Consider the following 24,782-nt stretch of genomic DNA (forward strand, 5'->3'; position numbering starts at 1 on the left):
GCCCGTGCGGCAGTTCAGCCGACCAGCCGGGACAGCTCGATCGAGTGCCCCGTCCGCTCCACCTTCGCCCGCAGGTAGCGGACGTTGCTGGCCGACAGGTGCACCCCCGTCGGCACCCGGTGCCGCACGACGATCCCCAGGTCGGCCAGCTGCGCCGCCTTGTCCGGGTTGTTGCTCAGCAGGTCGATGCCCGTGGCGTCGAGCGCGGCGAGCATCTGGGCGGCCGCGGTGTAGTCGCGGCCGTCCTCGGGCAGGCCGAGCGCGGTGTTGGCGTCGTACGTGTCCAGGCCGGAGTCCTGGAGGGCGTAGGCGTCCAGCTTGTTGTAGAGCCCGATGCCGCGGCCCTCCTGCCGCAGGTAGAGCAGGTACCCGCCGGCCTCGCTGATCCGCTCCACCGACTCGCGCAGCTGCGGCCCGCAGTCGCAGCGGTCCGAGCCGAAGACGTCGCCGGTCAGGCACTCGGAGTGCAGTCGCACCAGGGGCGTGCCGCCTTCGGGGACCGTGCCGAGCGCGAGCGCCAGGTGCTCGGCGCCGTCGGTGAGGCCGTGGAAGGTGGAGACCTCCGCGTCGGCGCGGTAGCCGTCGGGGAAGGTCAGCGGGATGCGCACACGCGAGCGCACCGTGGCGGCGCCGGGCTGCGGCATGGGTGGGCCTCCGTGGATCGGGGGTGGGCCGGGCCGGTTCGGCGCGGACCGGGGTGGACGCGGTCGGACCCGGACGGGTCGTGGTGCGTCGGAGGTCGACCGTACTAGGTAGTTCCAATTTGAACAACTAGCGGCCGCCGGGGCCCGGCTCGACCACCGGGGCGCACAACACCCCATCAGCCCCGGCTGTTCCCACCAGGGCTTCCAGCATGTGGATGGTGCGGGACCCGCGGTGTGGACACTGCGAGACTGGCGCCGTTTCCTGGGCACGTCCCTCAGGCCCGTCGGGACACTGCGCACGCCCATCGACGACCACGGAAGGGTCCTGAAGATGTCGACGACCCCTGCCACCCCCCACGCCTCCGCTCCCGGCTCCTTCGAAGCCGAGCAGCGCGCGATAGAGGCGCTCTACGCGGACGTGGTCCGCCGCAACCGGGGCGAGGACGAGTTCCACCAGGCCGTCCACGAGGTGCTGGAGACCCTGGCGCCGGTGCTCGCCCACCGCCCCGAACTCCTCGACGCCCGGATCATCGAGCGGATCTGCGAGCCCGAGCGGCAGCTCATGTTCCGGGTGCCGTGGACGGACGACTCCGGTGACATCCACGTCAACCGCGGTTTCCGGGTGGAGTTCAGCAGCGCCCTCGGCCCGTACAAGGGCGGGCTGCGCTTCCACCCCTCGGTGAACCTCGGGATCGTCAAGTTCCTCGGTTTCGAGCAGATCTTCAAGAACGCGCTCACCGGCCTGCCCATCGGCGGCGGCAAGGGCGGCTCCGACTTCGACCCCAAGGGCCGTTCGGACGCCGAGATCATGCGGTTCTGTCAGTCCTTCATGACCGAGCTGTACCGCCACCTCGGCGAGTACACGGACGTGCCGGCCGGGGACATCGGCGTCGGCGGCCGGGAGATCGGCTACCTCTTCGGCCAGTACAAGCGGATCACCAACCGGTACGAGAGCGGCGTGCTCACCGGGAAGGGCCTCGGCTGGGGCGGCGCGCAGGTCCGCACCGAGGCCACCGGCTACGGCTGCGTCATGTTCACCTCCGAGATGCTGCACAGCCGCGGCGAGAGCCTGGACGGGCGCCGGGTGGTCGTCTCCGGGTCCGGCAACGTCGCCGTCTACGCCATCGAGAAGGCGCAGCAGCTCGGCGCGACCGTGCTCACCTGCTCCGACTCCTCCGGCTACGTGGTGGACGAGAAGGGCATCGACCTCGACCTGCTCAAGGAGGTCAAGGAGGTCCGGCGCGGCCGGGTCTCCGACTACGCCCGACTGCGCGGCGGCCACGTCCGGTTCGTCGAGGGCCCGGGCGTGTGGGGCGTGCCCTGTGACGTCGCGCTGCCCTGCGCCACCCAGAACGAGCTGGCCGAGGCCGACGCGCTGGCGCTGGTGCGCAACGGGGTGCTGGCCGTCGCCGAGGGCGCGAACATGCCCACCACCCCGGAGGCGGTGCGGGTGTTCCAGGAGGCCGGGGTGGCCTTCGGTCCGGGCAAGGCGGCGAACGCGGGCGGCGTCGCGACCAGCGCCCTGGAGATGCAGCAGAACGCCTCGCGCGACTCCTGGACCTTCGAGCACACCGAGGAGCGGCTGGCCGGGATCATGAAGCACGTCCACGACTCCTGCTTCACCACCGCCGAGCGCTACGGCCACCCGGGCAACTACGTGGTCGGCGCGAACATCGCCGGCTTCGAGCTGGTCGCGGACGCGATGCTGGCCCAGGGCCTGATCTGAGCCGCTGACGGCCGTCACCCGGCGATCGGTCAGGCACCAGGCACCCGGCGATCGGAGCCCGGCACCCGACCGGAGCGGGCACCGATTGTCGGGTGCGGCAGGGTGGGTCCTTCCTACGGTGAAGGTCAGCAAGGGAAGGACGGGGTTGGCGTGCTGGAGCACCTGAACCGGGCGATGGACCGGATCGAACACGACCTGGACCGCGAGGTCGACGTGGCCGCGCTGGCGCGGATCGCGATGACGTCGGAGTACCACTTCCGGCGGTTGTTCTCGATGCTCGCCGGGATGCCGCTGTCGGAGTACGTCCGGCGTCGGCGGCTCACCGTCGCCGGGGCCGAAGTCCTGGACGGCGAGCGGACGTTGCTCGACATCGCGGTCCGGTACGGGTACTCCTCGGGGGAGGCGTTCGCCCGGGCGTTCCGGGCCATGCACGGAGTCGGGCCGGGCGAGGCCCGGCGCGACGGCGCGGTGCTCGTCTCCCAGCCCCGGATGTCCTTCCGACTCATCGTGGAGGGAAGCAGCAGTATGGAATACCGGATCGTCGAGAAGCCGGACTTCCGGATCGTCGGCAGGAAGGCCCGGGTCACCCTGATCTACCTGGGGATCAACCCGGGGATCGCCGAGTTCATCAAGGGCCTCGGCAAGGAGACGGTCGAACGGATCGCGGAGCTGTCCGGGGACGACCCGGCCGGGATCCTGTCGGTGAGCGACGACTTCTCGCCGAACCGCGAGGAGGGCTCCGAACTCGACTACTGGCACGCGGTGGTGGCGCGCGAGGGGGCCGCCGTCCCGGCGGACCTGGATGTGCTCGACGTCCCGGCCGGCACCTGGGCGGTGTTCACCAATGCAGGGCCGTTCCCGCAGGCCCTGCAGGAGATGTGGGCGGACGTGGCCGGCCAGTGGTTCCCGTCCAACCCGTACGAGGCCCGGCCGGGTCCGGAGATCCTGCGGGTCAGCCCGGTTCCGGGCACGGCCGACGCCGAGGCGGAGCTGTGGATCCCGGTGGCGAGGGCCGTGCGCGGCTGACGGGCGGAGGTTGACAGCCGACAGCTAACGGATAACAGCGAACAGATAACAGATGACAGCTGACAGATTTCGAAATCTGTCAGCTGTCATCTGTCATGTGTTCGTCCGCCCGCCTCGCCGCCCGTTCGGCCCACCCCGCCCGCCAAGCTCCGCCCCGCCCCGCATGCTGGGCCTGGAGGTGCGGGGGCCGAGGCGCCGAAAACCCGGGAGTTCCCGAGCAAGCTGCGAGGACAGACGCCATGAAGCAGACCTCCGTGACCACCAACGCCCCCTGCTGGACCGAGTTGGGCACCTCCGATCCGGCCGCCGCCCGGGCCTTCTACACCGAGCTCTTCGGCTGGCAGGCGGACGACACGGCCCGCCCCGGGGAGGGCGACTACACCCAGATGCTGGTCCGGGGCGTCCCGGCCGCCGCCATCACTCCGCGCTACGCCCCGCAGCAGCCGATCGCCTGGACGGTCTGCATCGCGGTCGCCGACGCCGACGCCACCGCCGCGAGGATCAAGGAGTGCGGCGGTCTGATCCGGAAGGACCCCGGCGACGTCTTCGACTTCGGCCGGTTCTCGGTGGCCGCCGACCCGTCCGGCGCGGTGTTCATCCTCTGGCAGGCCCGCGCCTTCCGGGGCGCCGGGGTGTTCAACGAGCCCGGCGCGCTCGGCTGGGTGGAACTGCTCACCCGCGACCCGTCCGGCGCGCTCGCCTTCTACCCGGAGGTCTTCGGCTGGTCCGTCGCCCCGTCCGAGCACTACCCCCAGTGGGGCCTGGACGGACGGGACTTCGGCGGCATGCTGACGATGGACGACCGCTTCCCGCCCGAGGCGCCGCCACACTGGCTGCCGTACTTCGCGGCCGCCGACGTGGACGGCACCGTCGGCCGGGCGGTGGCGCTCGGCGGGGACGTGCTGACGCCCGCCACCGGCATGCCGGGCGGCCGGCGGATCGCCGTGCTGCGCGACCCCCAGGGCGCCGCGTTCGGCGTCTACACCGCCGGCACCGAGGGCTGACCGGCACGCCGCAGGGCGCGCGAGCGCCGCCACCCGGCGACGCCCGCGCCCGCCGCCCCCGCCGTGACCAGCAGCGCCCCCAGCGGCACCACGTCGCCGATCCGGTCGTACCAGGTCAGCGTCCCGGGCGCGGTGAGCGGCAGTCGGACGGTCAGCACGCCGGTGCCGTCGGTGCCGAGCCGGGCGAGCTCCCGGCCCTGGGCGTCGAAGGCGGCCGAGACCCCGGTCAGCGAGGCCTGGACGGCCGGCCGGCCGGTCTCGGCGGCCCGGATCGCGGCCAGCGAGACGTGCTGCTCGGGCGCCCAGGTGCGCTGGAAGGTCGAGGTCGAGGACTGGTAGACCAGCACCCGGGCGCCGTCCCGGGCGGCGGTGCGGGCCATGTCGGGGAAGGCCGACTCGAAGCAGATCAGCGCCCCGACCGGCAGCGGCGCGCCCGCCCGGTCGGTGGCGGGCAGGACGTGGAAGGACGTTCCGGGCGCCCGATTCTCGCCCGCGGCCCGGCTGACCCCGGCGATCCAGCCGAGCACCGGCCGCAGCGGGATGTACTCGCCGAACGGCACCAGCCGGATCTTGCGGTAGCGGTCCACCACGCCGGCGGGGGAGACCAGCACCGCGTCCTTGGAGATCCGCCCGTCCGCCTTGCGCGCGTCCTCCCCGGCGACGACCTCGGCGCCGCTGGTCGCGGCGAGCCGGCGCAGGGTGTCCAGCGCGGCCGGGTCGCGGTCCAGGTCGGCGGTGGTACTGCTCTCGCCCCACACGACCAGGTCCACCGGCTGTCCGACCAGTCCGGCCGTGATCCGCGCGCTCGCCTCGAAGCGGGCCTGGGGGTCCTCCACGATGCCGGGCTGGACCAGTGCCACGGTCACGGCCCCGTCCGCGGCGGGTGCCTCGCGCAGCGCGAACAGCAGCGGACCGGAGGCCAGGACCAGCACGACGGTCCCGGCCGCGACGGCCCGCGGCCGCCGGTGTACCGCGGTCAGCGCGATCAGCGCCCCGGTGTTCACCGCCGCCACCGCCGCGCTGACCAGCCAGATCCCGCCGGCCGAGGCCAGCCCGAGGACCGCCGGGTGCTGCCACTGGGTGGCGCCGAGCAGCGCCCACGGCCCGCCGAGCGCGGGCCAGGACCGCGCGTACTCGGTCGTCACCCAGACGGCCGGTACGACCAGCAGTGCGAGCAGGGCCCGACGGGCGGTCAGCCGGGGGTGCAGCAGCCGGTGCACGGTGTACCCGACGGCGCTCTGGAGCGCCCCGAACAGCACCGCGATCACCGGCAGCCCCGGCCCGACGGACGGGACCAGCCAGTACATCGCGGTCAGGATGAACCCCGCGCCGAACCACCAGCCGCGCACCGCCGCCTCCCGGCCCGACGGCGCCCGCTGCATCAGCAGCAGTCCGGGGACGAGCGCGACCCAGGCCAGCCAGGCCTGCCCGGGCGCGGGGAAGGCGAGCACCGGAACCGCTCCGGCCGCCAGCGCACCGGTCCGCGCGCGGTACCGGTGCGGCGCGTGCGGCTCCCGTTCCTCGGCGGCGGTCGTGCGCAGGGTCGGGCTGGCGGGAGCGGGGCGACGCGACATGACCCGTATTGTCCGCTTGACGGGCGTACACCACCAGTACGCCGTTCAGCCGAACGGGTGACAAGAGCCCCATGTTCGGAACCAGTGGTCCCGGCCGTACCGGTGGCCTTGCCAGAACGGGCGATCGGAGGGGTGGCCCCAAGGAAGTGCGGCCCCGAGGAGGGCTGCCCCGAGGAAGTGCGGCCCCGAGGGGGCCCGCCCCTCCGATCACCGTGCGCGGTCCTACTCCTCGCCGCCCTCCAGGTCCCCCTCGGTCTCCAGGAACGCGGCCTGCAGCTGCTCGATCAGCTCCGGGTCCGGCTGCTCCCACAGCCCGCGGCTCGCCGCCTCCAGCAGCCGCTCGCTGATCCCGTGCAGCGCCCACGGGTTGGCGCCCGCGAGGAACTCCCGGTTGACCGGGTCGAGGACGTACTCCTGGGTCAGCTTCTCGTACATCCAGTCCGCGACCACGCCCGTGGTGGCGTCGTAGCCGAACAGGTAGTCCACCGTCGCGGCCATCTCGAAGGCGCCCTTGTAGCCGTGGCGGCGCATCGCCTCGATCCAGCGCGGGTTGACCACCCGGGCGCGGAAGACCCGGGCGGCCTCCTCGGTCAGGGTGCGGGTGCGGACCGTCTCCGGTCGGGTCGAGTCGCCGATGTAGGCGGTCGGCGCCTTGCCGGTGAGGGCCCGTACGGTGGCCACCATGCCGCCGTGGTACTGGAAGTAGTCGTCCGAGTCGGCGATGTCGTGCTCGCGGGTGTCGGTGTTCTTCGCGGCGACGGTGATCCGCTTGTACGCGGTCTCCATCTCCTCGCGGGCCGGGCGGCCGTCCAGCCCGCGGCCGTACGCGTAGCCGCCCCAGACCGTGTACACCTCGGCCAGGTCGGCGTCGGTGCGCCAGTCCCGGCTGTCGATCAGCTGGAGCAGGCCCGCGCCGTAGGTGCCCGGGCGGGAGCCGAAGACGCGGACGGTGGCCTTGCGCTCGTCGCCGTGCACGGCGAGGTCGGCCTGGACGTGGGCGCGCACGTAGTTCGACTCCGGGGCCTCCTCCTGGGCGGCGGCCAGGCGCACCGCGTCGTCCAGCAGGGCGACCACGTGCGGGAAGGCGTCCCGGAAGAAGCCGGAGATGCGCAGCGTGACGTCGATGCGCGGGCGGCCCAGCTCGTCCAGCGGGATCGGCTCCAGGCCGGTGACCCGGCGCGAGGCGTCGTCCCAGACCGGGCGGACGCCGAGCAGGGCGAAGGCCTCGGCGATGTCGTCGCCGGCGGTGCGCATCGCGCTGGTACCCCAGAGCGAGAGCCCGACCGAGGGCGGGTACGCGCCGTCGTTGTCCGAGCGGTAGCGCTCGACCAGGGAGGAGGCGAGTGCCTGGCCGGTCTCCCAGGCGAGCTTGCTGGGGACGGCCTTCGGGTCGACGGAGTAGAAGTTGCGGCCGGTGGGCAGCACGTTGACCAGGCCGCGCAGCGGCGAGCCGGACGGGCCGGCCGGGACGAAGCCGCCCTGGAGCGCGTGCAGCACGGCGTCCAGCTCGTCGGTGGTGGCCGCGAGCCGCGGCACCACCTGGGCGGCGGCGAAGTCCAGCACCGCGCGGACGGCCTCCTGGACGGCCTCCGGCAGTTCGGCGGTCACCTTCTCGACCGCCTCGGGCGCCCAGTCCTCCGCCTCCATCGCCTCGACCAGGGCGCGGGCCCGGGCCTCGGCCGCGTCGGTGGCGCCCAGGGTCAGCGCCGCCTCGTCCAGGCCGAGCGCCTCGCGCAGGCCGGGCAGGGCGCTGACGCCGCCCCAGATCTGCCGGGCGCGCAGGATGGCGAGCACGATGTTGACCCGGTCGGTGCCGGTCGGCGCCTGGCCGAGGACGTGCAGACCGTCGCGGATCTGGGCGTCCTTGACCTCGCAGAGCCAGCCGTCGACGTGCAGCAGGAAGTCGTCGAAGCCGTCGTCCTCGGGGCGCTCGTCCAGGCCGAGGTCGTGGTCGAGCCGGGCGGCCTGGATCAGGGTCCAGATCTGGGCGCGGATCGCCGGCAGCTTGGCCGGGTCCATCGCGGCGATGTTGGAGTGCTCGTCCAGCAGCTGCTCCAGGCGCGCGATGTCGCCGTAGGAGTCGGCGCGGGCCATCGGCGGGACGAGGTGGTCGACGAGCGTGGCGTGGGCGCGGCGCTTGGCCTGGGTGCCCTCGCCCGGGTCGTTGACCAGGAAGGGGTAGACCAGCGGCAGGTCGCCGAGGACGGCGTCCGGGCCGCACTCCGCGGACAGCGCGGCGGTCTTGCCCGGCAGCCACTCCAGGTTGCCGTGCTTGCCGAGGTGGATCACCGCGTGGGCGCCGAAGCCGCCGTCCTCCTGGGCGGCCTGGATCCAGCGGTAGGCGGCCAGGTAGTGGTGGCTCGGCGGCAGGTCGGGGTCGTGGTAGATGGCGACCGGGTTCTCGCCGAAGCCGCGCGGCGGCTGGATCAGCACGAGCAGGTTCCCGGAGCGGATCGCGGCCAGCACGATGTCGCCGTCCGGGTTCTGCGAGCGGTCGACGTACAGCTCGCCGGGGGCCGGGCCCCAGTGCTCCTCGACCTGCTCGCGCAGGCCCTGCGGGAGGGTGGCGTACCAGCGGCGGTAGTCGGCGGCGGGGATGCGGACCGGGTTGCGGGCCAGCTGCTCCTCGGTGAGCCAGTCCTGGTCGTAGCCGCCGGCCGCGATCAGGGCGTGGATCAGCGGGTCGCCCTCGTGGCCGCCCTCGCCGTCGTCGAACGCGGGGAGGTCGTCCCCGAGGTCCATGCCCTCCGCGCGCAGCCGCTCCAGCAGCCGCACCGCGCTGGCCGGGGTGTCCAGGCCGACGGCGTTGCCGACCCGGGCGTGCTTGGTCGGGTACGCGGACAGCACCAGGGCGAGGCGGCGCTCGGCGGCCGGGACGTGCCGCAGCCGGGCGTGCTTGACGGCGGTGCCGGCGACGCGGGCGGCGCGCTCCGGGTCGGCGGCGTAGACGGTCAGGCCGTCCTCGTCCAGCTCCTTGAAGGAGAACGGGACGGTGATCAGGCGGCCGTCGAACTCCGGGACGGCGATCTGGGTGGCGGTGTCCAGCGGGGACAGGCCGTCGTCGCTGGCCTCCCACTGGGCGCGCGACCAGGTGAGGCAGAGCGCCTGGAGGATCGGGCGGTCGAGCGCGGCCAGCGCGCCCGCGTCCCAGGCCTCCTCGTCCCCGCCGGCCTGGGCGTCGGCCGGGCGGGTGCCGCCGGCGGCGAGCACGGTGGTGACGATCGCGTCCGCCTCGCCGAGCGCGGCCAGCAGTTCGGGCTCGGCGCCGCGCAGCGAGGCGCAGTAGTAGGCCCTGGCCCGGGCGCCCTGGTCCTCGACGGCCCGGCAGAGCGTCTCCACGAAGGCGGTGTTGCCGCTCATGTGGTGGGCGCGGTAGTAGAGCACCGCCACCGTCGGGCCCTCGGACGTACGGGCCTCGCGCTCCAGCGGGCCCCAGGCCGGGGCGGAGGCGGGCGGGGCGAAGCCGTGGCCGGTCAGCAGCACGGTGTCGGAGAGGAAGGCGCCCAGCTCGGCCAGGTTGGCGGCGCCGCCGTGGGCCAGGTAGGCGTGCGCTTCGGCGGCGATGCCGGCCGGGACGGTGGACAGCTCCATCAGCTGGGCGTCGGGGGCCTGCTCGCCCGTCAGCACCACCACCGGGCGGGGGCCGGCCAGCAGCGCGTCCAGGCCCTCCTGCCAGGCGCGGCGCCCGCCGAGCAGGCGGACCACGACGAGCTCGGTGCCCTCCAGCAGCGCGGGCAGGTCCTCGGGGGTGAGCCGGGCCGGGTTGCCGAGGCGGTAGCGCACCGGCCCCTCGGAGGCGCGGGCGCTGAGCAGGTCGGTGTCGGACGTCGACAGCAGCAGGATCATGTGAAGGCCCTCCCGGCCTCGTCGGTGGCCGGGGTGGCCGGGATCTGGGCCGGGGCGGCCGCTGGGGTGGCACGGACGGCCGCGCGGTCGACCGGGGTGGTCGCGGCGCGGGCCGGGGCGGTCGCACGGTCGACCGGGGTGGTCGTCGCGGCGCCCGGAACGGGCATGACGGCGGTCGGGACAGCCGCGATGGCGGTCGGGACGGCCGTGGTGGCGGCCGGGGACGCGGGCGCGGGCATGCGACAGCGCTGGAACATTTCTGCCTTCCTCGGGGTCCGCGCCCCGGGCCGGTGGAGGACGGCAGGAGTTCCTGGCTCCCGCGGCCGACCGGTCTACCGGTGAACCGCGGTCACAGTGGCGGGACCGCACCGGGTTCGCACCGGTTTCCTCCCCTGCGCCGTCGCTGGCGTGCGGACGGTCCGTGAGGGACCGCCCGCCAGCATCGTACGGGGTGCGGCTGACCTGGGGGAGGGTGAGCTTTCGGACGTCCGGCCGACGGGGCTCGGATGTCCGGCGGACGGGGGCTCGGGGTGTCCGGCAGGTGCGGCGGGGGCGGGGCCGGGGTGTGATGCAGCGGACGGAGGCAAGCGATCGGATCATCTGTATGCTCGCCGCCATGCCACCGACACCCGACGCCACCGCGCCGGGCGCCGCAGGACCCGACCGGGAGGTGCCCGACCGGGGGCGTGCGGACGCCTGTCCCGGAGCACTTCGTCTGCATACGGCCGACGACGGCGCCCTCGCCCGGATCCGCCTGCCCGGCGGCCTGCTGACGGACTGTCAGGCCCTCGCGCTGGCCGAGGCCGCCGAGGCCCTCGGCGACGGCGAATTGGAGACCACCTCGCGCGGCAACGTCCAGCTGCGAGGCCTGGCCCCGCACTGCGCGGCCGAGCTCGCCGACCGGCTGCGCGCCGTCGGGCTGCTGCCCTCGGACACCCACGAGCGGGTCCGCAACATCGTCGCCTCGCCGACGGCCGGACTGGACACCGCCGCCGAGGGAGCCGTCGGCAACGCCGATGTGCAGTCCTGGGTACGGGAGTTGGACGCGCGGCTGTGCGCCGCCGACTGGGCCGCCGGGCTGTCCGGCAAGTTCCTGTTCGCGCTGGACGACGGGCGGGGCGACGTCGCCGCGCTCGACGCCGATGTGACATTGGTCGCAGGCCCGGACGGCACCCGGCTGCTGCGCCTCGGACGCGACGGACGCGGACACCCGGTCGAGGCCGGGCGGGAGGTCACGGCCGTGCTGGACGCGGCCCGCTCCTTCCTGGCGGCGCTGCGGACGCACGGGCGCAAGGCCTGGCACCTGCGCGAGGCCCCCGAACTGCTGCCGGCCGGCACGGTGCCGCTGCCCGCCTTCGCCGGCACCGCGCCCGCCGTCGGCGCGCTGCGCGGCGGGCTCTCGGTGGGGCTGCGGTTCGGCCGGGCGAGCGCCGGGCAGTGGCGGACGCTGGTCGCCGCCTCGGCCGGTGAGCTGCGGCTGACCCCCTGGCGCGGGGCGGTGCTGCCCGGCGCCCCGGCCGACCGGCTGCCCGGGCTCGCCGCGGCCGGCTTCCGCACCGAGCCCGGCTCGGCCTGGGAGCGGGCCACCGCCTGCACCGGGCTGCCGGGCTGCGCCAAGTCGCTGGCCGACGTCCGTACGGACGCGGCCCGGGCGCTGGACTCCGGTGCCGCCGTGAGGGCTGGTGCCACGGTGAGGGCCGGTGTCGTCGTGAGGACCGGTGCCGGCCCCGATGGTCTGCTGCCCGTCCACTGGTCGGGCTGTGAACGGCGCTGCGGCCATCCGGCCGGGCGGTGGGTGGACGTGCTCGCCACGGGGCGCGGCTACCGGGTGACGGTGAACGGGGCGAACGCCGACGTGCCGGAGCCCGATGCGGCGAAGGCCCATGAGATGAACGCCGTTGTGACGAACGCCGTTGTGACGAACGAGGAGATGGCCGAGGCGGTCGCCGAGGCCAGGAGGACCACGAAGTGATCGAGTACGAGAAGGACGGCGCGTCCATCTACCGCCAGTCCTTTGCCACCATCCGCGCGGAGGCCGATCTGGCCGCCCTCCCGGCGGACGTCTCCCAGGTCGCGGTGCGGATGATCCACGCCTGCGGGATGGTCGACCTGGTCGAGGACCTGGTGTACTCGCCCGGTGTGGTCGCCTCCGCGCGCGCCGCGCTGCACGCGGGTGCGCCCATCCTCTGCGACGTCAACATGGTCGCGAGCGGCGTCACCCGTCGGCGGCTGCCGGCCGACAACGAGGTGATCTGCACCCTCACCGACCCCTCGGTGCCCGAACTCGCCCGCACGATGGGCAACACCCGCAGCGCCGCGGCCATGGAGCTGTGGCTGCCCCGGCTGGAGGGCGCGGTGGTCGCCGTCGGCAACGCCCCGACCTCGCTGTTCCGGCTGCTGGAGATGATCGAGGCGGGCGCACCGCGACCGGCCGCGGTGATCGGCGTCCCGGTCGGCTTCATCGGCGCCGCCGAGTCCAAGCAGGCCCTGGCCGAGCACCCGTCCGGCCTGGAGCACCTGGTGGTGCGCGGTCGGCGCGGCGGCAGTGCGATGGCCGCCGCCGCCATCAACGCGATTGCGAGCGAAGAAGAGTGACGGACCGTCAGAGCACCACGGGTCGGCTGTACGGCGTCGGGCTCGGCCCGGGCGACCCGTCGCTGGTGACCGTCCGCGCCGCCGAACTCATCGGCAAGGCCGACGTGGTGGCCTACCACAGCGCCCGGCATGGCCGGTCCATCGCACGGTCGATCGCCGAACGGTATCTGACGGACGGTCAGATCGAGGAGAAGCTGGTCTACCCGCTCACCGTCGAGACCACCGACCACCCGGGCGGCTACCGCGGCGCGTTGGACGACTTCTACGAGGAGGCCGCGGCCCGGCTGGCCGCCCACCTGGACGCCGGGCGCGACGTGGTCGTCCTCGCCGAGGGCGACCCGCTCTTCTACGGCTCCTACCAGCACATGCACAAGCGGCTCGCGCACCGCTACCCGACCGAGGTGGTGCCGGGCGTGACCTCGCTCAGCGCGGCCGCGGCCCGGCTCGGGCAGCCGCTGACCGAGGCCGAGGAGACGCTCACCGTCATCCCCGGCACGCTGCCCGAGGAGGAGCTGACGGCGCGGATCGCGGCCGCCGACTCGGCCGTGATCATGAAGCTGGGGCGCACCTTCCCGACCGTCCGCCGGGCCCTGGCGCGGGCCGGGCGGCTGGCGGACGCGCAGTACGTGGAGCGGGCCTTCATGGCGGGGGAGCGGATCGCGCCGCTCGCCGAGGTCGACGGCGACACGGTGCCGTACTTCTCGGTCGCGGTGCTGCCGAGCAAGGTCGCGCCGCTGGAGCCGGAGGTCCGGCTGTCGGACGGCGTCGGCAGCGTGACCGTGGTCGGCACCGGGCCGGCCGGGCCGCTCTGGCTGACCGCCGAGGCGCGCGGCGCGCTCTCCGAGGCCACCGACCTGGTCGGCTACACCACCTACCTGGACCGGGTGCCGGAGCGGCCGGGGCAGCGGCGGCACGGCTCGGACAACAAGGTGGAGTCGGAGCGGGCCGAGTTCGCCCTGGAGCTCGCCCGGCGCGGGCACCGCGTCGCGGTGGTGTCCTCGGGTGACCCGGGGGTGTTCGCGATGGCCACCGCCGTGCTGGAGGTCGCCTGCGAGGAGGCCTACCGGGACGTCCCGGTGCGGGTGCTCCCCGGGATGACCGCCGCCCACGCGGCCGCCTCCCGGGCCGGCGCCCCGCTCGGGCACGACTACGCGACGGTGTCGCTCTCGGACCGGCTCAAGCCGTGGGACGTGGTGGCGAAGCGGCTGCGGGCCGCGGCCGAGGCGGACCTGGTGCTCGCGCTGTACAACCCGGGCTCGAAGTCCCGGACCACCCAGGTCGGGCTCGCCCGGGACCTGCTGCTGGAGTACCGGGCGCCGGAGACTCCGGTGGTGATGGCCCGCGACGTCGGCGGCCCGACCGAGCGGGTGCGGATCGTCCGACTGGGCGAGCTGGACCCGGGGCTGGTCGACATGCGGACCATCCTGCTGATCGGCTCCTCGCAGACCCGGGCGGTCGAGCGGGGTGGCGGCGTGGAGGTCGTCTGGACGCCGCGGCGGTACCCGGAGGAGTGACGGGTGACAGATGACAGCGAACAGATTTCATCATCTGTTCGCTGTCATCTGTTCTCTGTTCGCTGGTATCCGTTCCCTGTTCTCCGGCTGCCGGACCGCTACCGGGTCGGCTTGGTGAGCAGCAGCTCCGTGTTGTGGTCCCCGCCCGCGCCCAGCAGCGCCGCCGGGCGGCCGTTCGGGTCGTTGTACGACAGCTCGCGGTAGAGCGCCGCGAGGTTGGCGTCCGAGGTGCCGCCGAAGTCCGTCCCGTACGGCGCGGAGGACTCGATCAGCGTGGTGAACAGCGAGAGCGTGCCGTCCCCGTTGTCCGCGATCTCGATGATCCGCCCGTGCTGCGGGTAGTCGATGTGCGAGGCGGTGTTGATCTCCCAGAACGCCCGCTCCGGCACCGCGTGGCCATGCGGCGTGATCTTGTTCATGTGGGTGTGCCCGTTCACCCACGCGACCACGTTCGGGTAGCGCTGGAGCAGTGCCACCAGCTCGTTGCCGTCGTGCCGCCCCTCGAAGATGTTGCGCGGGTCCGGCAGCAGGTTGCCCATCGTGCCGCTGGTGTGGTGGCTGAAGAGCAGGATCAGCTCGTCCGTGCTCCCGCCGGTCACCTTGCGCCCGTCGGCGTCGTACCAGTGCCCGCTGTGCGCCTGCAACTGCTGCTCCAGCCAGCGCAGTTGCGCGGTTCCCAGCGAACCGTCGGCGAACCCGGCCTGGTTGGTGGTGTCCAGGCTGATGCCGACCACCTTCTCCGAGATGCGGAAGGTGTAGTAGAGCTTGCCGCTGTTCGCCATGTCCGAGGTGAAGCCGTGCCCGTACGGGCCGGCGCCGGTGACCGCCGGGTTCAGGTGGGCCTTGGCGAACTCCTTGAGCGTGAACGGCCGGCGGCGCTCGTCCGGGGTGACCTTGCGGACCAGGTCGCCACTGGCGATCAGCTTCGCCAGCAGCAGCACGGCGCCCGCCGGGTCGCGGCGCAGCGAGTCCGCCAGCTGGGCGGCCGTGGCGTCGTCGCAGCCCTCCAGCTTGTACTGGCCGGTGTACAGGTCGTTCAGCAGCCCGAGGTCCGGCAGCGAGCCCTCGATGCTGTCGTCGTGGTTGCCGACCGTGGTGTACCAGGGCGTGCGCAGGCCCGGCGCGTCGAAGGGGCGGCCGGCGGCGGACAGGAAGCCGGCTATCTGCGGGAAGCCCTTCGCCTTGTAGCCGTCGTTGTAGGAGAGTTCGGGGTTCCAGTAGGCGGCGTTGCCGGAGTTCTGCACACCCTCGTAGCGGCTGAGGTCACCGGTGTTCTGGGCCAGCCGTCCACCGCCCATGACCTTGAGGTACCAGTCGAGTTCGGCGAGCTCGTGGTTGTCGGTGTTGTCGCCGGTGGCCATCACCATGCTGAACGGCATCCCGGTGTAGGGGCCGCCGGCGAGCGAGTTGACCCGCTCGACGAGGGCCGAGACACCGCGGGCGTTCAGGGCCTCCTGCGGCCGGTACGCGCTGCCGTTGAGCTTGGCCAGGTACTCGAAGCGCACCGGGGACTCGGTGTCCACCAGGTGCAGGTCGCTGAACTGGACGAAGCTGGCCAGCCCGGTCCGGCGGTCGTCCCGCCCGGTGGTCGCCGACGCCAGGTCGCCGCGCACCACCAGCGGCCAGCCCGGCCCGGCCGTCAGCCGCTTGTAGCCGCCGGTGCCGACCGGCGTGGCCACCTGCTCCAGCGTGGTCCCGGTGACCCTGACCGCCCGCGCGGCCGTCGTCGCCAGGGCCTGGTCGCGCGCCGCGGCCGAGGCGAACTGCGCGCCGCCCAACGACAAGGCCGACCAGGCGGCGGCCACCGACGTACCGGTGAGGAACGTACGCCGACTCATCCCTGCCACAAAAACCCCCACATGCTGGTGGCCCGGCGGGGCAGTCGACCCCGGCCGGGCCCACGTCTGTCATGAACCCGCTTCTGGCGGACCGCCAGATTACTCACTGGTAGCCGCGGCGGGCGAGGCCCGTGCGGAGAACTCTTCGGGAACGCGGGACGGCGCGACCCTCCGCAACTCGTGCACGAGGGGTTCCACCGAGCGGGGCGAGGCGCGGCCGCCGCCACCCCGGTCGGGCCCCACCAGGGCCGGTGGGGGAAAATCGGCGACGGCGTCCGGTGCGGCCGCCGGAGCGGAGCAAGGACGGCGCGGGCGCCGTCGGAAACGGGGCGCAGGTGGCCGCAGCGGGATCCGAGGCGGGAGCCGGGGTCGGCGCCGGAGCGGGCGGCCGGGCCGGCCAGCTGAAGAGCAGCGGCCTGCGGCCCGGCTGGACGACGGGCGCCTGCGCCACCGCCGCCACCAGGGCCGCGTACACCGCGCTGCTCACCGGCGAGTTCCCGGACCCGGTGGTCATCACCCTCCCCAAGGGGCAGCAGCCCGCCTTCGCCCTCGCGGCCGAGCAGCTGACCGTCGCCGAGCAGCCGACCGGTACTGAGGAGCTGGCCGCAGCCGAGCAGCCGACCGGCCCCGGCGGGCGGATCACCGCCATGGCCGGGGTGGTCAAGGACGCGGGCGACGACCCCGACGTCACCCACGGCGCGCTGATCCGCTCGACCGTACGGTCCGGCGAGCCCGGCACCGGGGTGGTGTTCCGGGCCGGCCCCGGGGTGGGGACGGTCACCAAGGCCGGCCTGCCGTTGCCCGTCGGCGAACCCGCGATCAACCCGGTGCCCCGGCAGATGATCCGGGACGCCGTCGCCGAGGTGGCCGCCGCGCACGGCGGCAGCGGGGACGTGGTGGTCGAGATCGCGGTCGACCACGGCGAGGAGATCGCCCGCTCCACCTGGAACCCCCGGCTCGGCATCCTCGGCGGCCTGTCCATCCTCGGTACGACCGGGGTGGTCGTCCCCTACTCCTGCTCGGCCTGGATCGACTCGATCCGCCGCGGCGTGGACGTGGCCCGCGCGGCGGGGCGCACCCACGTGGCCGGCTGCACCGGCTCGACCTCGGAGAAGGTCGCGGTCGCGGAGCACGGGCTGCCCGAGGACGCGCTGCTGGACATGGGCGACTTCGCCGGTGCGGTGCTCAAGTACCTCAAGCGCCACCCGGTGCCCCGGCTGACCATCGCGGGCGGCTTCGCCAAGCTGTCCAAGCTCGCGGTCGGCCACCTCGACCTGCACTCGGCGCGCTCCCAGGTGGACAAGGGCTACCTGGCCGGACTGGCCCGCCGGGGCGGCGCGGACGAGGCGCTGGCCGAGGCGGTCGCGGGCGCCAACACCGCGCTGGAGGCCGTGCAGTTGTGCCGTGCGGCCGGGGTGCCGCTCGGGGACCTGGTCGCCGAGGCGGCCCGGGCGACGGCGCTCGGCGTGCTGGTGGGCTCGCCGGTCGCGGTGGACGTCATCTGCATCGACCGCGCGGGCACCGTCGTCGGCCGGGCGGAGCCGCTCGGGCCGTGACAATGTCACGGGTGTCACGACGGCGCGACAACATCGCCCGGTGACGTGAAGAACTGACGCCCAAACAGGGCAAGAATCGGACAAATGGAGCAGTAGGGCGGCCCCCCGGTTCTGTCACCATCTCAACCATGAGATATCGTCTGGCGAGTGACAGGCGACTACCTCACCCGCATCGGCACCCTCATCCGTACCGCGCGCCAGCACCGCGGCTGGTCCCAGGCGCAGCTCGGCGAAGCCCTCGGAACCAGCCAGAGCGCGGTCAACCGCATCGAACAGGGCAAGCAGAACGTCAGCCTTGAGATGATCGCCCGCATCGGCGAAGCCCTCGACAGCGAGATCGTCTCCCTCGGCTACTCCGGCCCGATGCACCTGCGCGTCGCCGGCGGCACCCGGCTCTCCGGCGCGATCGACGTCCGCAGCAGCAAGAACGCCTGCGTGGCGATCCTCTGCGCCTCGCTGCTGACCACCGGCCGCACCACGATCCGCAGCGTCGCCCGGATCGAAGAGGTCTACCGCATCCTCGAGGTGCTCACCAGCATCGGCGTCAAGAGCCGCTGGATCAACGAGGGCCGCGACCTCGAACTCACCCCGCCCGCCGAGCTCGACCTCGCGGCGATGGACGTCGAGGCGGCCCGCCGCACCCGCAGCGTGCTGATGTTCCTCGGCCCGCTGATGCACCGCGCCCAGCGCTTCGCCATCCCGTACGCCGGCGGCTGTGACCTCGGCACCCGCACCGTGCAGCCGCACCTGACCGCGCTGCGCCGCTTCGGCCTGGAGGTCGCCACCACCGGCGGCGCCTACCACGCCTCGGTCGAGCCGGGCGCCCCGCAGGACCGCCCGATCGTCCTGACCGAGCGCGGGGACACCGTCACCGAGAACGCCCTGCTGGCCGCCGCCCGGCACGACGGCGTCAGCGTCATCCGCAACGCCTCGCCCAACTACATGGTCCAGGACCTCTGCTTCTTCCTGGAGAAGCTGGGCGTGCGGATCGAGGGCATCGGCACCACCACCCTCACCGTGCACGGCGTCCCGGAGATCACCTGCGACGTCGACTACACCCCGGCCGAGGACCCGGTGGAGGCGATGAGCCTGCTGGCCGCCGCCGTCGTCACCTCCTCCGAGCTGACCATCCGCCGGGTGCCGATCGAGTTCCTGGAGATCGAGCTCGCGGTGCTGGAGGGCATGGGCCTCGACTACGACCGCACCCCCGAGTACCGGGCCCACAACGGTCAGACCCGACTGGTCGACCTCACCGTGCGCCCCTCCAAGCTGACCGCGCCGATCGACACCATCCACCCGATGCCGTTCCCCGGCATCAACATCGACAACGTGCCGTTCTTCGCCGCCATCGCCGCGGCCGCGCACGGCACCACGATGATCCACGACTGGGTGTACGACAACCGCGCGATCTACCTGACCGAGCTGACCCGCCTCGGCGCCGACGTCAAGCTCCTCGACCCGCACCGCGTGCTGGTCCAGGGCCCCACCCGCTGGCGCGCCGCCGAGATGATGTGCCCGCCGGCCCTGCGCCCCGCCGTGGTCATCCTGCTCGCCATGCTCGCCGCCCAGGGCACCTCCGTCCTGCGCAACGTCTACGTCATCAACCGCGGCTACGAGGACCTCGCCGAGCGCCTCAACTCCATCGGCGCCCGGATCGAGACCTTCCGCGACATCTGACCGACCGTCACGCCGCTGGCCGGCCTCACCCGTTGAGCCCGGCCAGCAGCACGGAAACCTCCAACCCGGTGTTCAGGTACTCCACGAACACCGGGTTGTCCAGTGCCCAGGGCGAGCGCCGTTCCCGGATCAGTCGGACCGCCTCGCCGCACTCGTGGCCGAGGCCGATCAGGGCCTGTGCCACCACCAGGCCCGAGCGGTTGTACCCGGAGTGGCAGCGCACCAGCGTCCGACGGCCCCGGCGGACGGCGGCCGCGGTGAGCTCGGCCGCCTCCTCGACGGCGAGCAGCTGACCGGGGGCGAGCGGGGCGTCGGGCATCTCCCGGACGACGTGCTCCACCCCCGGTGCCGGGCCGTGCCCGGGGCGCGTGAACAGGCTGACCACCAGGTCGAACTCGGTCCGTACGATGGCGGGTTCCAGCTCGCCGCCGGGCGGGGTGAAGTAGTGCCCGCCCATCCAGAGCCCGGGAACGATCTCGTTCCAGGGCTCGGACGGCCCGGGCGTCCCACGTTCCTTCTGGCGGGTCCGCACTGCCTGCTCCCTCTCGGCCGGTCCGGCTGGTGAATCCGCTCGTGCTACTCGCCGGTGGTGCCGTCGAGGTGTTCGCGGAGGAGGTCGGCGTGGCCGTTGTGGCGGGCGTACTCCTCGATCATGTGGGTGAGGATCCAGCGCAGCGAGAAGACCTCCTCGCCGTAGTGGCCCAGGACGTCCAACGACTCCGCGGCGGCCACGAGTTCCCTGGCGTGCTCGCACTCGCGGCGCCAGGTCGCGAAGGCCTCGTCGGGGTCGGCGGTCTCGGCGTCGAACTCGGCGAAGGAGCCGTCGGGGTGCGCCCAGAAGCCGCGCGCGTCCTCCTTGTTGAGGACGTTGCGGAACCAGCTGCGCTCCACCTCGGCGAGGTGGCGGACCAGCCCGAGCAGGGAGAGCCCGGACGGCTCCAGCACGCGGGCGCGGAGCTGCTCCGTGGTGAGGCCCTCGCACTTCATTGCGAGGGTGTCGCGCTGGTAGTCCAGGAAGCCTGCCAGTGTGGCGCGTTCGTCGGCGGTGCGGGGGGTCTGCCTACGCTGATCATCGGTCATCGGGCCATCCTGCCCGCCATCCGACGGGCCCGCCGCCCAATTTCCCCGCTCCTAGCCCAGGTGCTCCAGCCAGCGCAGTGCGCCCGGGACGTCGGGTGCGACGGGGACGCCTTCGGGTACGGGCGGGCGTTCCACGATGATGACGGGCAGGCCCAGTCCGCGGGCGGCGGTCAGTTTGGGGGCGGTCGCGGCGCCGCCGCTGTCCTTGGTGACCAGGACGTCGATGTCGTGCCTGCGCAGCAGCGCCTCCTCGCCCTCGATCGTGAACGGGCCGCGGTCCAGCAGGACTTCGAACGAAGGCGGCAGCGGGGGCTCGGGCGGGTCCACCGAGCGGGCGAGGAAGTGGACGCCGTCGAGGTGGGCGAAGGCGGCGACGCCCTGCCGGCCGATGGTGAGGAAGACCCGTTCCCCGCGCCGGGGCAGCAGTTCGGCGGCCGCGGCGAGCGAGGGGGCGGGGAGCCAGTGGTCCCCGTCGACGCGGGTGAAGCCGGGGCGGCGCAGCACCAGCAGGGGGACGCCGGTGGCGGCGGCCGCGAGGGCGGCGTTGTGCGAGATGCCGGCGGCGAACGGGTGGGTGGCGTCCACCACCGCGTCCACGCGTTCCGTGCGCAGCCAGTCGGCCAGGCCCTCCGGTCCGCCGAAGCCGCCGATCCGCACCTCCCCGGCGGGCAGCCGGGGTCGGGCGACCCGGCCGGCCAGCGAGCTGGTGACCCGGAGGGCGGTGGGGGCGAGTTCGGCGGCCAGCGTCCGTCCCTCGGTGGTCCCGCCGAGGACCAGGACGTGTCGCATCACGCCCCGCAGGGCTCGTGCGGGCGCTCGCGGTCCGCCGAGTAGAGGTGGCTGTCGCGGAACTGCTCGGCGGCCAGCGTGCGGCCGACGATGATGACGGCGGTGCGGACCACGCCCGCGGCCTTGACCTGCTCGGCGATGTCGCCGACAGTGCCGCGCAGCACCAGCTCGTCGGGGCGGCTGGCCATCGCGACGACGGCGACCGGGCAGTCGGCGCCGTAGTGCGGGAGCAGCTGCTCGACCACGTCGTCCACGTACCCGGCGGCCAGGTGCAGCACCAGCAGGGCGCCGCTGCGGCCGAGGGTGGCGAGGTCCTCGCCCTCGGGCATCGGGGTGGCGCGCTTGGCGATCCGGGTGAGGATGACGGTCTGGCCGACGGTCGGGACGGTCAGCTCCCGCTTCAGCGCGGCCGCGGCGGCGGCGAAGGCGGGCACGCCGGGGACCACCTCGTAGGGCACGCCGGCCGCGTCCAGGCGGCGCATCTGCTCGGCGACGGCGGAGAAGACGGACGGGTCGCCGGAGTGCAGCCGGGCCACGTCCTGGCCGGCCTCGTGCGCGGCGACCAGCTCGGCGGTGATCTGGTCCAGGTTGAGCTGCGCGGTGTCGATCAGCCGGGCGCCGGGCGGGCACTCGTCCAGCAGTTCGCGCGGGACGAGGCTGCCCGCGTACAGGCAGACCTCGGCGCGGGCCAGGATGCGCTGGCCGCGCAGGGTGATCAGGTCGGCGGCGCCCGGGCCGGCTCCGATGAAGTGGACGGTCACGAGGCGTTCTCCTGAAGGGGGTTGTCGGACGTGCGGGCTTCGGCGGCGCGGGCTTCAGCGGTGCGGGCCTCGGCGGCACGGGCGTCGGGCTTGACGGCGGACCACTGGGTGACCGGCATGGCCTGCCGCCAGCCGGTGAAGCCGCCCACGGGGACGGCGTGGGCGACGGCGAGTTTGACGAGCTCCCCGCCGTGGCGCCGGTACCACTCGGTGAGCAGCGCCTCGGACTCCAGCGTCACGGTGTTGGCGACGATCCGGCCGCCGGGGCGCAGCGCGGCCCAGCAACTCTCCAGCAGGCCGGGCGCGGTGAGGCCGCCGCCGATGAACACGGCGTCGGGGGCGGGGAGTCCGGCGAGCGCGGCGGGGGCGGGTCCGGTCGCCACCCGGAGCCGGGGCACGCCGAGCGCGGCGGCGTTGCGGGCGATCCGCTCGGCCCGCACCGGGTCGCGTTCGACGCTGACGGCCCGGCAGTCGCGGTGGGCGCGCAGCCACTCGATGGCGATCGAGCCGGAGCCGCCGCCGACGTCCCAGAGCAGTTCGCCGGGGGAGGGGGCGAGCGTGGCGAGGGTCGCGGCGCGGACGTGGCGCTTGGTGAGCTGGCCGTCGCTCTCGTACGCGGTGTCGGGCAGGCCGGGGACGAGTGAGGTGCGGGGGCCGTCGCCGAGGTCGACGGCGATGACGTTCAGCGGGTCGCCGGGCGGGTGCGGCCAGCCGTCGGCGGGGCCGTCCAGGTGGCGTTCGGCCAGGGCGCCGAGCTGTTCGAGGACCCGCAGGCGGGCGGTGCCGTAGCCGCGGGCGGTGAGCAGTCCGGCGACGGCGGCCGGGGTGGCGGAGTCGGCGCTGAGCACCAGCAGGCGGCGGCCGGGGTGGAGGGCGAGGGAGAGGGTGTCCAGCGGTCGGCCGACCAGGCTGACGACCTCGGTGGCCTCCAGCGGCCAGCCGAGCCGGGCGCAGGCGTAGGAGACGGAGGAGGGGTGCGGCAGGACGCGCAGGCGCTCGGCGCCGACGGTCTCGGCGAGGGTGCGGCCGATGCCGTAGAACATCGGGTCGCCGCTGGCCAGGACGGCGGTGCGGCGGCCGGCGTGGGCGGCGAGCAGCCCGGGGACGGCGGGGCGCAGCGGGGACGGCCAGGGGACGCGCTCGGCGGCGACCTCGTCGCGGGGGAGCAGGTCCAGCTGGCGGGGGCCGCCGACGACGACCTCGGCCTCCCGCAGCACGGCCCGGGAGCCGACGGCGAGGCCGGGCCAGCCGTCGGCCCCGATCCCGACGACGGTGATCGGGGGTGGCAGCTCGGGCACCGGGTGGCTCCTCGTCGTTCGAATGGGCCAATGAGTGGGAAATCTGACTGGCCGGGGCAGCCTACCTGGCGGTCTGTCCCCCACCGGCTCCCCAGTCCCCCGACTCGATCAGCGCCGGCCGCTCCCGCAAGCGCGTCTCGGCCCTCGGCCCGGCGAGGTAGACCCAGGCCGCCCGCGGCTCGCCCGTCGCGGTCCGCACCGTCATCCGCCGCCGGACGTACAGCCCGGTCCCGTCGGCCCGGCACTCCTCCAGCCGGTCCAGGGCCTCCAGGGCTCCGGCGTACGCGCCAGGGCGTACGGTGACGAGCTCACCCACGATCCGACGCCCGGGCGCCGGGTCCGGCACCGCGTACGGGAAGCCGGGGCCCTCGTGCAGTGCGGCGCCCTCCAGCACGGCTGGCCGGACGTCGGCGCAGCGCCCGGCCAGGTGGACGGCATGATTGCGGCCGCCGCTGCGCAGGGTGCCGTACACGAAGAACGGCAGGGCCTCCTCGGATGCGGACACGGGTTCGACCTCCTCGCTGGGGAGCGTTCACGGTACGTCCCGCGGTCCGATTCCTGATACCGACTGGCGCACCGGGCCGTCCATGCGCTGTCATGTCGGATGTTCGGCCAGTACCGTCCAAGGGGGACACACATGACACCGCCCGCTTCACCCTCCCAACCGGCCGCGACCCCCGGCTCAGCCCCCGACACCCCCAGGGCCGGAGCCGAAGCCACCACCAAGGCCGGAGCCAAGGTCGGGGCGAGCCCCGTCCCCCGCCTCGGCGGCGCGGTCTGGCTGGCCCTCCTCGTGGTCTACATCGTCTGGGGATCGACCTACCTGGCGATCCGGGTCGCGGTCGAGACGATGCCCTCCTTCCTCTCCGCCAGCGCCCGCTTCCTCACCGCCGGCCTGCTGCTGGCCGGCTACCTCCTGGTGCGCCAGGGCCCGGCCGGTCTGAAGGTGACCCGGCGCCAGCTGGCCTCCTCCGTCCTGGTCGGGCTGCTGCTGCTGACCGGCGGCAACGGGCTGGTGGTCCTGGGCGAGACCTCCGTCCCCTCCGGCCTGGCGGCCCTGCTGGTGGCCGCGGTCCCGCTGTGGATGGTGGTGCTGACGGCGTTCGGCGGCGATCGCCCGAAGCCCGCCGAGCTGGCCGGGGTGCTGCTCGGACTGGTCGGCCTCGGAGTCCTGTCTGCCCCCGCGATCGGCGGGTCGATCGAGCCGGGCGGCGTGATCCTGATCATCGGCGCCACCCTGCTCTGGGCGACCGGCTCCTTCGTGAGCAAGAAGATCCCGATGCCGGGCAACGTGCTCGCCGCGAGCGCCTACCAGATGCTGGCCGGCGGCCTCGGCGACCTGCTGGTCGGAGTGGGCCGCGGCGAGCAGCACGGGGTGGACCTCGGGGCGGTCTCCGGCCGGTCCTGGCTGGCCCTCGCCTACCTGGTGGTGTTCGGCTCGCTGCTCGCCTTCACCGCGTACGCCTGGCTGCTGCGCTCCGCCCCGCTGACCCTGGTGGCCACGTACGCGTACGTGAACCCGGTGGTCGCGGTGCTGCTGGGCTGGCTGATCCTGGCCGAGCCGCTGACCGGCCCGACCCTCGCGGGCGGCGCGATCGTGGTGGCGGGCGTCTGCCTGGTGGTGAGCGTCAGCCGGCGTCCGGGCCGCTCATCGAGCGCCGGGAGCCGAGCCCGTCCGGCGGAAACGGCGGATCCGGTCGATCCGTCCCGGTCGGTGAAGGGGCCGTCCGCCCGTAGCTGAGCACGACGTCCGCACGCCCGAAGACGTCCTCGGTGGTCCGCCCCCGCGTTTACAGCGAGCGGGGGCGGGCCCCCCGGGGCGTACCGCGGCGAAGGGGGGCGGCGGGTTTCCCC

20 protein-coding genes and 1 riboswitch are annotated in these 24,782 nt (G+C 74.0%); of the genes, 9 read left to right on the plus strand and 11 right to left on the minus strand.

The window, feature by feature from the left end; translation table 11 throughout:
* Nucleotides 1-14 precede the first annotated feature (14 nt).
* Entirely contained in the window at nt 15-644 is a 630-nt protein-coding gene (gene ribA, locus ACFVU7_RS28745; RefSeq protein WP_049659023.1) for a GTP cyclohydrolase II, read from the minus strand.
* 331 nt (nt 645-975) lie between these two features.
* Between ribA and gdhA the strand changes: the two genes are divergently transcribed.
* The 3 genes from gdhA to ACFVU7_RS28760 all read left to right on the plus strand — a co-directional run bounded on the left by gdhA (nt 976) and on the right by ACFVU7_RS28760 (nt 4,400).
* Nucleotides 976-2,370 carry an NADP-specific glutamate dehydrogenase gene (gene gdhA, locus ACFVU7_RS28750; protein WP_388047924.1) on the plus strand — a complete coding sequence of 465 codons (1,395 nt, stop codon included), beginning with the start codon at nt 976-978 and terminating at the stop codon, nt 2,368-2,370.
* A gap of 150 nt (nt 2,371-2,520) precedes the next feature.
* Entirely contained in the window at nt 2,521-3,396 is an 876-nt protein-coding gene (locus tag ACFVU7_RS28755; protein ID WP_388047926.1) for a GyrI-like domain-containing protein, read from the plus strand.
* 239 nt (nt 3,397-3,635) lie between these two features.
* On the plus strand, nt 3,636-4,400 hold the full coding sequence (locus ACFVU7_RS28760) for a VOC family protein (RefSeq protein ID WP_049659020.1): 765 nt from the start codon (nt 3,636-3,638) through the stop codon (nt 4,398-4,400).
* Here the strand turns inward: ACFVU7_RS28760 and lnt are convergent.
* The 3 genes from lnt to ACFVU7_RS28775 all read right to left on the minus strand — a co-directional run bounded on the left by lnt (nt 4,376) and on the right by ACFVU7_RS28775 (nt 10,077).
* Nucleotides 4,376-5,974 (minus strand): apolipoprotein N-acyltransferase, encoded by a 1,599-nt coding sequence (gene lnt, locus ACFVU7_RS28765; RefSeq protein WP_388047928.1) that lies wholly within the window; start codon nt 5,972-5,974, stop codon nt 4,376-4,378. The genes ACFVU7_RS28760 and lnt overlap by 25 nt on opposite strands.
* 222 nt (nt 5,975-6,196) lie before the next feature.
* Entirely contained in the window at nt 6,197-9,820 is a 3,624-nt protein-coding gene (gene cobN, locus ACFVU7_RS28770) for a cobaltochelatase subunit CobN (RefSeq protein ID WP_049657984.1), read from the minus strand.
* A complete protein-coding gene (locus tag ACFVU7_RS28775; RefSeq protein WP_388047930.1) occupies nt 9,817-10,077 on the minus strand; it encodes a hypothetical protein in 261 nt (86 codons plus the stop codon). Before ACFVU7_RS28775 ends, cobN begins: the two co-directional genes overlap by 4 nt.
* A gap of 47 nt (nt 10,078-10,124) precedes the next feature.
* A riboswitch (cobalamin riboswitch) is annotated at nt 10,125-10,210 on the minus strand.
* 214 nt (nt 10,211-10,424) lie between these two features.
* Here ACFVU7_RS28775 and ACFVU7_RS28780 point away from each other — a divergent pair.
* From ACFVU7_RS28780 to ACFVU7_RS28790, 3 genes are read left to right on the plus strand one after another with little or no spacing between them, the layout of a single operon-like run.
* Nucleotides 10,425-11,792, plus strand: coding sequence for a hypothetical protein (locus ACFVU7_RS28780; RefSeq protein ID WP_388047932.1), 1,368 nt, complete (start codon nt 10,425-10,427; stop codon nt 11,790-11,792).
* Entirely contained in the window at nt 11,789-12,415 is a 627-nt protein-coding gene (locus tag ACFVU7_RS28785; protein WP_049649824.1) for a precorrin-8X methylmutase, read from the plus strand. Before ACFVU7_RS28780 ends, ACFVU7_RS28785 begins: the two co-directional genes overlap by 4 nt.
* Complete coding sequence (locus ACFVU7_RS28790) at nt 12,412-13,929, plus strand: precorrin-2 C(20)-methyltransferase (RefSeq protein ID WP_388047934.1); 1,518 nt, start codon at nt 12,412-12,414, stop codon at nt 13,927-13,929. Before ACFVU7_RS28785 ends, ACFVU7_RS28790 begins: the two co-directional genes overlap by 4 nt.
* 98 nt (nt 13,930-14,027) lie before the next feature.
* On the opposite strand, the gene ACFVU7_RS28795 is transcribed toward ACFVU7_RS28790, so the two are convergent.
* On the minus strand, nt 14,028-15,767 hold the full coding sequence (locus ACFVU7_RS28795; RefSeq protein WP_388047935.1) for a TIGR03767 family metallophosphoesterase: 1,740 nt from the start codon (nt 15,765-15,767) through the stop codon (nt 14,028-14,030).
* A gap of 335 nt (nt 15,768-16,102) precedes the next feature.
* On the opposite strand from ACFVU7_RS28795, the gene ACFVU7_RS28800 reads away from it, so the two are divergent.
* Both ACFVU7_RS28800 and ACFVU7_RS28805 read left to right on the plus strand, forming a co-directional pair.
* Entirely contained in the window at nt 16,103-17,323 is a 1,221-nt protein-coding gene (locus ACFVU7_RS28800; RefSeq protein WP_388047937.1) for a cobalt-precorrin-5B (C(1))-methyltransferase, read from the plus strand.
* 147 nt (nt 17,324-17,470) lie between these two features.
* Nucleotides 17,471-19,000, plus strand: a complete 1,530-nt coding sequence (locus ACFVU7_RS28805) for a UDP-N-acetylglucosamine 1-carboxyvinyltransferase (RefSeq protein ID WP_388047939.1) — start codon at nt 17,471-17,473, stop codon at nt 18,998-19,000.
* Between the two features lie 25 nt (nt 19,001-19,025).
* On the opposite strand, the gene ACFVU7_RS28810 is transcribed toward ACFVU7_RS28805, so the two are convergent.
* From ACFVU7_RS28810 to ACFVU7_RS28835, 6 genes are all read right to left on the minus strand, one after another.
* Nucleotides 19,026-19,532, minus strand: coding sequence for a protein phosphatase (locus ACFVU7_RS28810; RefSeq protein ID WP_387819971.1), 507 nt, complete (start codon nt 19,530-19,532; stop codon nt 19,026-19,028).
* A 44-nt stretch (nt 19,533-19,576) separates the two neighbouring features.
* Nucleotides 19,577-20,080 (minus strand): DinB family protein, encoded by a 504-nt coding sequence (locus ACFVU7_RS28815; protein WP_388047941.1) that lies wholly within the window; start codon nt 20,078-20,080, stop codon nt 19,577-19,579.
* A 51-nt stretch (nt 20,081-20,131) separates the two neighbouring features.
* On the minus strand, nt 20,132-20,869 hold the full coding sequence (locus ACFVU7_RS28820) for a cobalt-precorrin-6A reductase (protein ID WP_074004353.1): 738 nt from the start codon (nt 20,867-20,869) through the stop codon (nt 20,132-20,134).
* Nucleotides 20,869-21,630: a precorrin-4 C(11)-methyltransferase gene (gene cobM, locus ACFVU7_RS28825; protein WP_074004354.1), complete on the minus strand. Its 762-nt coding sequence runs from the start codon at nt 21,628-21,630 to the stop codon at nt 20,869-20,871. The genes ACFVU7_RS28820 and cobM overlap by 1 nt, the downstream gene beginning before the upstream one ends.
* Nucleotides 21,627-22,928, minus strand: coding sequence for a precorrin-6y C5,15-methyltransferase (decarboxylating) subunit CbiE (gene cbiE / locus ACFVU7_RS28830; RefSeq protein ID WP_388047943.1), 1,302 nt, complete (start codon nt 22,926-22,928; stop codon nt 21,627-21,629). Before cbiE ends, cobM begins: the two co-directional genes overlap by 4 nt.
* Before the next feature lie 61 nt (nt 22,929-22,989).
* Nucleotides 22,990-23,433, minus strand: a complete 444-nt coding sequence (locus ACFVU7_RS28835) for a gamma-glutamylcyclotransferase family protein (protein ID WP_388047945.1) — start codon at nt 23,431-23,433, stop codon at nt 22,990-22,992.
* 132 nt (nt 23,434-23,565) lie between these two features.
* Between ACFVU7_RS28835 and ACFVU7_RS28840 the strand changes: the two genes are divergently transcribed.
* On the plus strand, nt 23,566-24,669 hold the full coding sequence (locus ACFVU7_RS28840; protein WP_388047947.1) for an EamA family transporter: 1,104 nt from the start codon (nt 23,566-23,568) through the stop codon (nt 24,667-24,669).
* Nucleotides 24,670-24,782 lie beyond the last annotated feature (113 nt).

The sequence above is a fragment of the Kitasatospora sp. NPDC058046 genome (assembly GCF_042885595.1).
Lineage (GTDB): Bacteria > Actinomycetota > Actinomycetes > Streptomycetales > Streptomycetaceae > Kitasatospora.